Origin of the sequence: Klebsiella sp. CN_Kp104, from assembly GCF_040064515.1 — a bacterium.
GTDB lineage: Bacteria > Pseudomonadota > Gammaproteobacteria > Enterobacterales > Enterobacteriaceae > Klebsiella > Klebsiella aerogenes.
Window position 1 is genome coordinate 718,219 of sequence record NZ_JBEAII010000002.1, and the last position, 11,819, is coordinate 730,037.

General features: G+C 56.6%; 10 protein-coding genes. 6 read left to right on the top strand and 4 right to left on the bottom strand.

Annotated features, from left to right (window positions below):
* Positions 1–10: 10 nt before the first annotated feature.
* From astD to ABLU80_RS05445, 3 genes are read right to left on the bottom strand one after another with little or no spacing between them, the layout of a single operon-like run.
* The gene (gene astD / locus ABLU80_RS05435) at positions 11–1,477 is read right to left on the bottom strand and encodes a succinylglutamate-semialdehyde dehydrogenase (protein ID WP_348849797.1); all 1,467 of its coding nucleotides are present in this window, start codon (positions 1,475–1,477) and stop codon (positions 11–13) included.
* Complete coding sequence (gene astA / locus ABLU80_RS05440) at positions 1,468–2,490, bottom strand: arginine N-succinyltransferase (protein WP_026612290.1); 1,023 nt, start codon at positions 2,488–2,490, stop codon at positions 1,468–1,470. The genes astD and astA overlap by 10 nt, the downstream gene beginning before the upstream one ends.
* Positions 2,491–2,508: 18 nt before the next feature.
* Positions 2,509–3,714, bottom strand: a complete 1,206-nt coding sequence (locus ABLU80_RS05445; RefSeq protein ID WP_320944945.1) for a bifunctional succinylornithine transaminase/acetylornithine transaminase — start codon at positions 3,712–3,714, stop codon at positions 2,509–2,511.
* Positions 3,715–4,245: 531 nt separating this feature from the next.
* Between ABLU80_RS05445 and ABLU80_RS05450 the strand changes: the two genes are divergently transcribed.
* From ABLU80_RS05450 to ABLU80_RS05475, 6 genes are all read left to right on the top strand, one after another.
* Positions 4,246–5,520, top strand: coding sequence for a Glu/Leu/Phe/Val dehydrogenase (locus tag ABLU80_RS05450; RefSeq protein WP_015366353.1), 1,275 nt, complete (start codon positions 4,246–4,248; stop codon positions 5,518–5,520).
* Between the two features lie 184 nt (positions 5,521–5,704).
* Positions 5,705–6,136: a MarR family transcriptional regulator gene (locus tag ABLU80_RS05455; RefSeq protein ID WP_063446339.1), complete on the top strand. Its 432-nt coding sequence runs from the start codon at positions 5,705–5,707 to the stop codon at positions 6,134–6,136.
* Complete coding sequence (locus tag ABLU80_RS05460; RefSeq protein ID WP_348849798.1) at positions 6,136–7,788, top strand: MFS transporter; 1,653 nt, start codon at positions 6,136–6,138, stop codon at positions 7,786–7,788. Before ABLU80_RS05455 ends, ABLU80_RS05460 begins: the two co-directional genes overlap by 1 nt.
* Positions 7,789–7,815: 27 nt before the next feature.
* Positions 7,816–8,901, top strand: coding sequence for an HlyD family secretion protein (locus ABLU80_RS05465; protein ID WP_213795946.1), 1,086 nt, complete (start codon positions 7,816–7,818; stop codon positions 8,899–8,901).
* Positions 8,898–10,277 (top strand): efflux transporter outer membrane subunit, encoded by a 1,380-nt coding sequence (locus ABLU80_RS05470; RefSeq protein ID WP_213795947.1) that lies wholly within the window; start codon positions 8,898–8,900, stop codon positions 10,275–10,277. Before ABLU80_RS05465 ends, ABLU80_RS05470 begins: the two co-directional genes overlap by 4 nt.
* Positions 10,278–10,952 (top strand): O-methyltransferase, encoded by a 675-nt coding sequence (locus ABLU80_RS05475; protein WP_213795948.1) that lies wholly within the window; start codon positions 10,278–10,280, stop codon positions 10,950–10,952.
* Between the two features lie 64 nt (positions 10,953–11,016).
* Here ABLU80_RS05475 and ABLU80_RS05480 read toward each other — a convergent pair whose 3' ends face one another.
* A complete protein-coding gene (locus tag ABLU80_RS05480) occupies positions 11,017–11,721 on the bottom strand; it encodes a hypothetical protein (protein ID WP_213795949.1) in 705 nt (234 codons plus the stop codon).
* Positions 11,722–11,819 lie beyond the last annotated feature (98 nt).

The window sequence follows — 11,819 nt, forward strand, 5'->3', positions numbered from 1 at the left end:
AAAACGGTTATCAGAATGGCAGACCTGGCGACGTCGTCGCCGGAAGCGTCAGCGTTTCGCTGACCAGAGAAGCCATCGGCCAGGCGCAATAATCGGCGGCATACCACGCCGAAGCGCGATGGTTGCCGGAGGCGCCGACACCGCCGAATGGCGCTTTGCTGGAGGCTCCGGTGAGCGGTTTGTTCCAGTTAACAATCCCGGCGCGCGCTTCATCGGCCAGCTTGTCGAACAGCGCCGGGTCGGCGGAAATCAGCCCCACCGCCAGACCGTAGCGGGTGTTATTGGCGATCGCGATCGCCTCATCGAACTGGTCATAACGAATCACGGTCAGCAGCGGGCCGAAGTACTCTTCATCCGGCACCGCGATCCCGGTAACATCGATAATTCCCGGCGTCAGCACGGTTGAGCGCGGATCAGGCTGGCTCATGCGCAGCAGCACTTTGCCGCCCAGCGCTTCCAGCTTCGCCTGCGCCGCCAGCATGCCCTGCGCGGCGGTTTGCGATATCACCCCGCCCATAAACGGCTGCGGTTCGGCGTCCCATTTACCGGCGCGGATCTGCCGGCTGGCAGCAATCAGTTGTTCAAGTAGCGCATCGCCCTGTTTGCCGCGCGGTACCAGTAAACGACGCGCGCAGGTGCAGCGCTGCCCAGCGGAGATAAAGGCCGATTGAATAATCACGTTCAGCGCCGCAACGCTATCGGTAACGTCGGCCACGATAAGCGAATTATTGCCGCCCATTTCCAGCGCCAACATTTTCTCCGGCTGGCCGCCGAGGTAGCGGTGGAAATGGAAGCCAGCGGCGGCGCTCCCGGTAAACAGCACCCCGTCGATATCGCGGTTTTCCAGCAGGGCCTGGCCGGTATCTTTCGCCCCCTGCACCAGGTTTAGCACCCCATCAGGGATCCCAGCCTGCTGCCATAGCTGAACGGTGAGTTCCGCGGTCGCGGGCGTCAATTCGCTCGGTTTAAATACCACGGTGTTACCGGCGATCAGCGCCGGGATAATATGGCCATTCGGCAGATGCCCCGGGAAGTTGTAAGGGCCAAACACCGCCATCACGCCGTGCGGCTTATGGCGCAGCAGCGCTTTGCCGTCCGGCATAGCGGACTCGCGATAACCGGTACGTTCGGCGTAGGCATCAATGGAAATCCCGGCTTTGCCGATCATCGCTTGTACTTCAGTAAGGGTTTCCCACAGCGGCTTGCTGGTTTCACGGGAAATTAACGTCGCCAGCGCCTCTTTATTCTCTTCCAGCAGCGCAGCGAACCGCTGAACCACGGCAATGCGTTCGCTTAATGGACGACGCGACCAGCCATAAAACGCCTCGCGCGCGGCAGTACAGGCGGCCTGCACGTCGGCCGCGCCGGCGCTACTCGCCTGCCATAAAATAGACTGGTCTTCCGGCGCCAGCTTGGTTAACGGCGCGCCTGCGCCCTGCTGCCACTTACCTGCTATAAACTGTGCGTTTACCGCCATGATCTGTTTTCCTCTGGATTGAGTGTCACCGCGTGAACCCGGTCGGTGGCATTGACCTGCAGGGCGTCCAGCGCCTGCTGATCGAGCGCTCCCGGCGTCTCTTGCGCAATGAGGACCGCGCGGAAATTATCAAACTGTCCGTTGGCGACGATGGTTGGCGTCGCCTGCGGCGTCATGAGTTGCAGCGCCGGCAGCGAGTAGCTCTCTCTGATGGCGCGAATATTATCGGTTTCTGCTTCCAGTACCGGGCCGGCATCGAAGATGTCGACGGACCCGCGCCAGCTAAACCCCTCTTTTTCGAGAATAGCCCGCGCCGGCGCGGTGTTAGCATGAACCTGGCCTATCACTTCGCGGGCATCATCCGGCAGCAGCGAGATGTAAATCGGGTAAGCCGGCATCAGTTCGGCGATAAAAGTTTTCATTCCTGTACCGGTGAGGCGGTCGGCATCGGCGAAAGGAATGTCGAAAAAGTGGTGCCCCAACGCATCCCAGAACGGCGAATTACCCTGCTCGTCGCTGCGCCCGCGCAGCTCGGCGAACAGATGCGGTGAAAACCACTCGCGGAACGCGGCAATAAAGACAAACCGCGCTTTGGAGAGCAGCAGGCCATTGCGGTTCTTCTGGTACTCCGGGTCAAGAAACAGGGTACAAAGTTCGCTATGGCCGGTATGGTCGTAGCTTAAATTGAGCAAATCCTGATGCTTGTAAACCCCAAGCTCTTTGGATGCCCGTACCGTTTTCTGAATACGAAAATTGTAGAAAGGTTCGTCGAGCCCCACCGCGACCTCAATAGCGCTGACGCCGACGACCCGAGCCAGGTCGGTGTCTTCGAGGACAAACAGAAACCCCTGCTCGCCGCGCGTCAGCTTGCCGGCAAAGGTCTCCACGCTGCGTTTGATCCGTGCGGCGAGGCGCACGGCATCATTCGGCAGCGAGGTCATTCCCACGCCCGCCCGGGAGGCCAGGCGGACAATATCATCGAGGTCGTTTTCCCGTACGGGACGAAATAACATCATAGGCCGTCTCCCGGATTAGCTGGTTAAGCGGGCGACGGCGCGCTCAAGGCGCACGAAGGCTTCATCAATATCCGCCAGGGGAATATTGAGCGCCGGGGCGAAACGCAGTACGTCCGGCCCGGCTATCAGCGCGATCAGTCCCTCTTCCGCCGCCAGATTGGTCAGCGCTTTGGCTTTGCCGCGCAGATGGCTTGCCAGTTCGGCGCCAATCAGCAGCCCCATCCCACGCACGGCGCTAAAGAGATCATATTTGGCGTTCAGCGCATTGAGTTTATCGACGATAAGGGTATGGCGTTCGCCCACGCCCGCCAGCAGCGCACTATCTATTTGCGCCAGCACGCTATTGGCGACGGTCGCCGCCAGCGGGTTGCCGCCGAAAGTCGTGCCGTGGGTACCCGGCTGGAACACCTGCGCCCAGGCCTCTTTTGCCAGCATCGCGCCAATTGGGAAGCCGCCGCCCAGCCCTTTCGCGCTGGTGAGAATATCCGGAACCACGTTGTAGTGCTGGTAAGCATACAGTTGGCCGGTACGCCCGGCGCCGGTCTGCACTTCATCAAAAATCAGCGTTGCTTCATGCTCATCGCACAGGTCCCGCAGCGCCTGCAGGAATTGCGGATCCGCCGGCATGACGCCGCCTTCGCCGATAATCGGCTCGACGATGACCGCGCAGGTGCGGGAAGAGAACGCCGCTTTCACCGCGTCGATATCGTTATACGGCAGATGGGTGATGTCCTGCGGTAATGGCGCATAGTCGCTGGAGTATTTCGGCTGCCCCCCTACGGTTACGGTAAACAGGGTGCGGCCATGGAAAGAGTTTTTGAAGGCGATAATTTCGCTCTTGTCGGCGCCGAATTTGTCGTGCGCATACTTGCGCGCCAGCTTAAGCGCGGCTTCGTTGGCTTCAGCACCGGAGTTACAGAAGAAAATTTTATCGGCGAAGGTCGACTCCACCAGGGTTTTCGCCAGCTGCAGCACCGGTTCGTTGGTATAGCCGTTGCCGATGTGCCACAGCTTATCCAGCTGCGCTTTCAGCGCCGCGGCCAGGGCCGGGTTAGCGTGACCCAGCGCGTTAACCGCAATGCCGCCAGCCACGTCAATGTACTCTTTACCCTGCTGGTCCCAGACGCGGGAGCCCGCCGCTTTCACCGGGATAAACGGCGCGGGAGCGAAACACGGAACCATATAAGCATCAAAATCTTCGCGAGTGATACTGCCTGACATAACAATTCTCCGGAACGAGGATCGGCGGCATAAATTGGCCAATCGTGAATAGTCGAATTTAACAATTTCCCTTTAGCCGTTTTCAGGGCGCACACGTCCCGCTGCGATGACAAATATTTTCACCACAACTGAAATAAGCCATTTTATTTGTATGGATATATGTTAATTCACGGTTAATACCTTGTGTATTGCGTGAGCTAATGCTGGGCCCTGACGCGCAACAAAGTCAATACAACCATGAATCATTTTATTCACTTTTAGAGGATCATCAAGATAATGAAAAATATGAAAAAATTATTTCTATATTCACTTATCTGCATAAAATATGCATATCCATGCATGACATGCAGGCACCTGGTCGTGCTTATTTATTCAAATGCAACCCCAAAAAACTAACAAAAATGTAAAATTCGGAATAGCCGTCAAATACTGGTTTATAAAATTGGTGATAACATTCATCACACAGATTTTACTGCTGTACCTATTCCACGGTTTTACACGACACAAATAACATTGAGATACAGGACTCTTATGGAAAAGTTATCTTACGCATCTGAAAGTAGTACATCTCCATGGACCACTTACCTGCGCCAGATCGACCGCGTCGCGCCGTATCTGGGCGACCTCGCCTACTGGGTGGAAACTCTGCGTCACCCGAAACGCGCGCTGATCGTTGATATTCCAGTGCAGATGGATGATGGCACCATCCGCCATTTCGAAGGCTATCGTGTCCAGCACAATCTATCGCGTGGACCGGGTAAAGGTGGTGTTCGCTACCATCCGGATGTCGATCTTAACGAGGTAATGGCGCTTTCTGCCTGGATGACCATTAAGTGCGCCGCGGTCAATATTCCTTACGGCGGAGCCAAAGGCGGCATCCGCGTCGACCCGTTCTCACTGTCTGAAGGCGAGCTGGAACGTCTGACTCGTCGCTATACCAGCGAAATCGGCATTATCATTGGGCCACAGAAAGATATCCCGGCGCCAGACGTGGGCACCAACGGTAAAGTGATGGCGTGGATGATGGACACCTACTCCATGAACCACGGCACCACTATTACCGGCGTGGTTACCGGTAAGCCGATTCATCTCGGCGGTTCGCTGGGCCGTGAAAAAGCCACCGGCCGCGGCGTCTTCGTCACCGGTCGTGAAGTGGCTCGTCGCAACGGGATCGAAATCGAAGGCGCGAAAGTGGCGCTGCAAGGTTTTGGTAACGTCGGCAGCGAAGCCGCTCGTCTGTTTGCAGACGTTGGCGCGCGCATTGTCGTGATCCAGGACCACACCGCGACCCTGTTCAACGAAGGCGGCATCGACATGCAGGCGCTGACCGCATGGCAGGCCGAGAACAAGAAGATTGCCGGCTTCCCGGGCGCGCGTGAAATCGCCAAAGAAGACTTCTGGACCACCGAGATGGATATCCTGATCCCGGCGGCGCTGGAAGGCCAAATCACCCGTGAACGCGCGGAAAAAATCAGCTGTAAGCTGATCCTCGAAGGCGCCAACGGCCCGACCTATCCGGACGCCGACGACGTGCTGGCCGACCGCGGGGTGATCGTGGTTCCGGACGTTATCTGTAACGCCGGCGGCGTGACCGTCAGCTACTTCGAATGGGTTCAGGATATGGCGAGCTTCTTCTGGAGCGAAGAAGAGATCAATGCCAAGATGGACCGCATCATGACCGATGCTATTGTTCACGTCTGCGATAAAGCCGCCGAGAAAGCGTGTTCTCTGCGTACCGCGGCCTACATCGTCGCCTGTGAGCGCATCCTGCTGGCGCGTAAAGACCGCGGCATCTATCCGGGCTAATGGCCGGGTAATCCAAATCTTCAACCCGGGTTCGCCCGGGTTTTTTATTTTTTTCTCCACGTGCCAGCCTGCCTTTTCCACAAAAAACGCACATTGCGTTAACCTATTTTTATCTTCGTGACTTGAAATCGGTAAATCGCCGCGCCTAAAATCATTAGAGCTCTAATGAATTTGCAGGCGGAACATGGATAACCGACAGCTTAACTTTTCTCATCTCTTATACTTAACCGCGCATCACTGGCGGCTGGCGGTTAACCGGCGGTTAAAAAATCTAGGCATGAGCCAGGCGTCATGGGTGGCGGTGTCAGCTATTGCCCGCAACGAGCAGCCCCTCTCGCAAAGCGAACTGGCGCAGGAACTCGGTGTCGAAAGCGCCACCATCGTCCCGCTCATTAACCGCCTGGTCGAACTTGAACTGGTGGAGCGCGTTAAGCCTGACAGCGATAAACGTAAGCGTCTGTTGGTTGCCACCGCCAAAGGGATGGCGCTTTTCCATCAGGTGAAAGCGGTCGCCGACGACCTGCGCGAGGAGATCCTCACCGCCATTACTCCGCAAGAGCGTGAGCAAACCCACCGGGTACTGGAAAAGCTGCTGCACGAGGTGGAAAAGAAATAATGCCTCGTCGCGAAGCTAATCCTTATGTGCCCCACGACTGGGCGCCGCATGAAAAACCGGCGATGCTCGGTTCGCCGTCGACGCCGATCCACAGTACGCCGAAACGCGTCGCTTATGGCATCGTCGGGCTGCTGGTGTGCCTGACCGGCGCGCTGGGTAACGCCGTCGTTACCGCCAACCTGCAGCTGCTGCAGGGCACTTTTGCCGCCTGGTCGACGGAAATCGCATGGCTGCCGGCGGTCTACGTTATGACTAACGTTTCCATCAACCTGCTGCTGGTGAAATTTCGCCAACAGTTTGGCCTGCGCGCCTTTACCGAAGGCTTCCTGGTACTGTATGTACTGGTCACTTTCTTCCACCTGTTCGTCAACGACCTCAGCTCGGCAATGATGGTGCGCGCGGCGCACGGCATGGTGGCAGCGGCGTTGAGTTCACTGGGAATTTACTATCAGGTGCAGGCCTGGCCGGCGCGCCACCGCCTGAAGGCGTTGACCATCGGTATCACCGGATCGTCGCTGGCAATCCCGCTGGCGCGTCTGTTCTCGACCGAACTGCTGCAGATTGACGAATGGCGCGGGCTCTACTTCTTTGAGCTCGGCCTGGCGCTGGTGTCGCTGGCCTGCGTCATCGCGCTGAAACTGCCGCCAAGCGACCGCAAAAAGGTGTTTGAGAAGAAGGACTTTATTACCTTCTTCCTGCTGGCTCCCGGTATGGCTTTAGTCTGCGCGGTCCTGTCGCTGGGCCGTCTGGACTGGTGGTTTGAGGCGCCGTGGCTTGGCTGGTCGCTGGCGGGAGCGGTGGTGCTGATCGTTTCGGCTATCGCCTTCGAGCATAATCGTACTAACCCGCTGCTTAACACCAAATGGCTTTCCAGCGGCAGTATCCTTCGTCTGGGACTGATTATGTTGCTGATTCGCATCGTGCTGGCGGAACAGAATACCGGGGTCATCGGTTGGCTGCAGTACGTCGGCTTGCAAAACGAGCAGATGACCAACCTGGCATGGTCGATTTTCGCCGGTATCGTCTGCGGTATCGTCGCCAGTTGCCTGACGCTTAACCCACAGCGCCTCTACTGGCCCACCGCGACCGCGCTGGCGTTGATTATGATTGCCTCCTTGCTTGATAGTCAGTCCACTGCCCTGACCCGTCCGGAACAGTTGATGTTCAGCCAGTTTTTACTAGGCTTCGGCAGCGCCTTCTTCCTGGCGCCGGCCATGCTGGCGGGAATTGGCGGTGTGATTGCCGACCAGCGGAATCTGGTCAGCTTCTCGGTTCTGTTTGGCATGAGCCAAAATATCGGCGGCCTGCTCGGCTCAGCTATCCTCGGTACTTTTCAGACCTGGCGCGAAAAATTTCATTCCAGCCAGTTGGCCGATCAGATAACCACGTTGAACCCGTTGATCGCCGAGCGACTGCAGCAGTATAGCCAGATGTACCAAAGCCAGATTGGCGACATCACGCTATTGAACGTGCAGGCTAACACGCTGCTGCAAAACGCCTCGACGCTACAGGCCAATATTCTCGCCTACAATGACACTTATCTCCTGACGGCGGCGATCTCTGCCGCCACGCTGGTGTGGATTTTCTGGCGCTTAATCAGATTGCGAATCACCGCCCGTATCGCGTTAAAACGCGCAACCGGCAACAAATAATAAGATAATTTTTACTCTGGAGTGGTTATGAGTCAGCAGGACGCGGCCAGGCAACAGGCCAATACCCGAAACAACATCCGCGTGGTGTCTATTTTTACCGCCGCGGCGATCGGCATCGTCGGCGTATTGGTTATTCTTTACGCCTGGCAGTTGCCCCCTTTCACCCGGCATAGTCAGTTTACCGATAACGCTTACGTGCGTGGTCAGACGACGTTTATCAGCCCGCAGGTTAACGGGTATATCACCGCGGTGAACGTCAAAGATTTCGATACCGTTCAGCCGGGACAGGTGCTGTTCCAGATTGACGATCGCATCTATAAACAGCGGGTGCACCAGGCGCAAGCAACGTTGGCGATGAAACAGGCGGCGCTGAAAAACAACCAGCAGCAGCGGAAAAGCGCCGAAGCGACGATCGTCAAAAACGAGGCCGCCTTGCAAAACGCCCGCGCGCAGAATCAGAAAAACCAAGCCGATTTAAAACGCGTACAGGAACTCACCGCGGACGGTTCGTTATCCATTCGCGAACGCGACTCTGCGCGGGCCAGCGCGGCTCAAGGCGCAGCCGATATCGAACAGGCGAAAGCCACCCTGGAGATGTCGCGCCAGGATCTGCAGTCCACTATCGTCAATCGCGATTCGCTGGAGGCCGATGTGGCCAGCGCCAAAGCGGCGCTGGAGCTTGCCGAAATCGACCTGCAGAATACGCGGATTATCGCCCCGACGGCCGGGCAACTGGGGCAAATCTCCGTACGCCTCGGCGCCTATGTCAGCGCGGGTACGCATTTGACCTCGCTGGTACCGCCTCAGCACTGGGTTATCGCCAACCTGAAAGAGACGCAGCTCGCCGAGGTGCGCGTCGGCCAGCCGGTCACCTTCTCGGTCGATGCGTTGAACAGCGAAACCTTCCACGGCAAAGTACAAAGTATTTCGCCAGCGACCGGCGTCGAATTCAGCGCGATCTCGCCGGATAACGCGACCGGCAACTTTGTCAAAATCGCCCAGCGGATCCCTGTCCGTATCGCGGTCGATGAGGGGCAGAAAAACAGCTATCGTCTGCGTCCGGGGATGTCGGTGCAGGTGACGATTGATACCCGCGCGGAGAATAAACCATGATCCGCCCGTTAACCCTTGCCGTGGCGCTGGCGCTGGTCGGTTGTCAGTCTGCCGATGTCCCACGTGCGGAGCCTACGCTGGCGATCCCCGCCGCCTGGCGTGCCGATGTGGGTCCCTCCAGCCCGGTGGAAGGCGTGTGGTGGCGCAATTTTCACGATAGCGCGCTTAATCAGTATGTCGATCGGGCGTTGCGCTACAACAGCGACGTCCTGATCGCCCGTGAGCGGGTTAACGAGTTTCAGGCGCGTGCCTACGCTGCTGATAGCAGCTTATTCCCCTCGCTTGATGCCAGCCTGACCGGTACCCGCGCTCGCGCACAGTCCGCCGCGACCGGTCTGCCCATCCACAGCACGCTGTACAAAGGGGGCCTGACCGCCAGCTATGACGTCGATATTTGGGGGGCCAACCGCAGCGCCGCCAGCGCAGCCGAAGCCAGCCTTGAAGCGCAGAAAGCCGCTGCCGCCGCCGCTAATCTGACCGTGGCGACATCGGTCGCCGTCGGCTACGTCACCTTGTTGTCATTAGACGAGCAGTTGCGGGTCACCCGCCAAACGCTGAAATCGCGAGAAGATGCGTGGAATCTGGCTAAACGGCAGTATGAAACCGGCTATACCTCGCGCCTGGAGCTCATGCAGGCGGATTCCGAACTGCGCTCGACGCGGGCGCAGATCCCGCCATTGCAGCATCAAATCGCGCAACAAGAGAACGCCCTGAGCGTTCTCTTGGGCGACAATCCCGGTGCGGTAAAACGTAACGAGTTCGCACAACTTAGCCCGCTACGCCTGCCCTCACAGTTACCCTCGACGCTAATGAGCCGCCGTCCGGACATTGTGCAGGCTCAACGCCAACTGGTGGCCGCTGATGCCACCCTCGCGTCGTCGCAGGCGCAGTTGCTGCCTTCCATCAACCTGACCGCCACTGGCAGCCTGCAGGACAGAACGCTGCCGGATCTGCTCGACAACCCGCTGCGGTTATGGAGCCTTGGCGGCAGTATTCTGGCGCCGTTACTCAACCGTCAGGCGCTAAATGCGCAGGTTGATGTCTCGATGGCCCAGCGCAATCAGGCGCTATACGGATATGAGAAAACCGTACGCGGCGCGTTCAAAGAGGTGAACGATAGCCTGGATGCCATCAGCCGCTACGGCGAACAGTTAAGCGAGCTCCAGGAGCAGGAAGCGGTCGCCGCAGAGACGTTGCGTATCGCGCAGAACCGCTATCGTAACGGCTACTCTTCCTATCTGGACGTGTTGGATGCGCAACGTACGTTATTCTCCACTCAGTTGAGCGTGGTGCAGGTGAAAAATAACCTGCTGCTGGCGCAGATTGATTTGTACCGGGCGCTGGGAGGCGGCTGGTCTGACTCATCAGGGAGCTAAATGGGGAAGCGTCATATGCAACAACAGTGGTCGGCAGTAGACAATTATTTGATTGAGGCCTTAATCCCCGGCGATCCTGTGCTCGATCGGGTACTGGAAAACAACCATCGAGCCGGGCTGCCGGCACACGATGTCGCCGCCAATCAGGGGCAGTTTCTCGCCCTGCTGGTAAGGCTTACCCAGGCTAAGCGGATACTGGAGATCGGTACTCTCGGCGGCTATAGCACCATCTGGATGGCGCGTGAGCTTCCTGCCGACGGCCAACTACTCACGCTGGAGGCCGACGCGCATCATGCCCAGGTGGCGCGGGAGAATCTGCAGCTGGCGGGCGTTGACCAGCGGGTCACGCTGCGAGAGGGGCCGGCGCTACAGTCACTGGAGGCGCTTGGCGAATGTCCCGCTTTCGACCTGATCTTCATCGATGCCGATAAGCCGAATAATCCCCATTATCTGCGCTGGGCGCTACGTTATTCCCGCCCAGGAACCTTAATTATTGGCGATAACGTGGTACGCGACGGCGAAGTGGTCAACCCACAGAGCGCCGACGAGCGCGTTCAGGGCGTGCGTCAATTCATTGAGATGATGGGCGCCGAGCCACGGTTGACGGCAACGGCGCTGCAGACCGTGGGCACTAAAGGCTGGGACGGCTTTACTCTGGCGTGGGTAAACTACTGATATAACTCACAACCCTGGAATAACGCATATCGCGCCATTCCAGGTCATAGATTTGGTGATAGCGCTAATGGTAACTGGGTTGGCTACCGAAAACATAGATACCCAGCCCAATAGCGGTGCCTAATAACTGTAGAGGTGAAGTCACCACATCAATGGCAATCGTTACAGGATACAAAGCGCGTGCGCCGGAAAGCCCGTTATCTGCGTAAAAGGTGACGGTAAATGGTTTATGAAAGAACAAGATATCGGCATTGTTTTGTACTTTATTTTTTTTATGAATACTTCCTTTCAGATTGCCCATGTAGGCATAACAGGGACCATGACTTGGATTATCCCCATAACACGTAAAACCATTATCCTCAAGGACCTGCTGTGTCTTTGCGTTTATATCACGCTTATTATAATTAAGGTGAATATTTCCGCTGAAGTTTAAATGATCTTTGCTAATATAAAATTGACCAACATTTCTAATTTCTATCAGTTGGCGATCAATATCTTTTGATTTCAACATCGCAACGATCCCTTCTCCGCCACTGGTCAGCAGATAATCAAAATGTTCGCCAATAAAGACCCATCCCTGTTGATGAGAACTGTCTTTCCCTAATGCGAGGCCGACAATTTTGTCTGAGTTATACTCCGTTCGCCCCGATTCTTTGCTTTGAATATGATTATTAAGCGCTCTTGTAGCACAACCCATCGTTAAACAAATGAGTGTTGCGCAAAAAACAAATTGCATAACGCGTTTGTATCGTTGTGAAATTAACATCATCCCTGGAGTTCCTTGTTAATATTGAAAATATCGTTGCTCCCTGCATAACATACTTTAACTATCTAGTATGACCAGCCCACGGTCTCTTTTTAAGAATA

Coding starts and splice junctions, on each gene's coding strand:
- astD (WP_348849797.1), bottom strand. CDS start 1,477: ATGGCGGTAAACGCACAGTTTATAGCAGGTAAGTGGCAGCAGGGCGCA.
- astA (WP_026612290.1), bottom strand. CDS start 2,490: ATGTTATTTCGTCCCGTACGGGAAAACGACCTCGATGATATTGTCCGC.
- ABLU80_RS05445 (WP_320944945.1), bottom strand. CDS start 3,714: ATGTCAGGCAGTATCACTCGCGAAGATTTTGATGCTTATATGGTTCCG.
- ABLU80_RS05450 (WP_015366353.1), top strand. CDS start 4,246: ATGGAAAAGTTATCTTACGCATCTGAAAGTAGTACATCTCCATGGACC.
- ABLU80_RS05455 (WP_063446339.1), top strand. CDS start 5,705: ATGGATAACCGACAGCTTAACTTTTCTCATCTCTTATACTTAACCGCG.
- ABLU80_RS05460 (WP_348849798.1), top strand. CDS start 6,136: ATGCCTCGTCGCGAAGCTAATCCTTATGTGCCCCACGACTGGGCGCCG.
- ABLU80_RS05465 (WP_213795946.1), top strand. CDS start 7,816: ATGAGTCAGCAGGACGCGGCCAGGCAACAGGCCAATACCCGAAACAAC.
- ABLU80_RS05470 (WP_213795947.1), top strand. CDS start 8,898: ATGATCCGCCCGTTAACCCTTGCCGTGGCGCTGGCGCTGGTCGGTTGT.
- ABLU80_RS05475 (WP_213795948.1), top strand. CDS start 10,278: ATGGGGAAGCGTCATATGCAACAACAGTGGTCGGCAGTAGACAATTAT.
- ABLU80_RS05480 (WP_213795949.1), bottom strand. CDS start 11,721: ATGATGTTAATTTCACAACGATACAAACGCGTTATGCAATTTGTTTTT.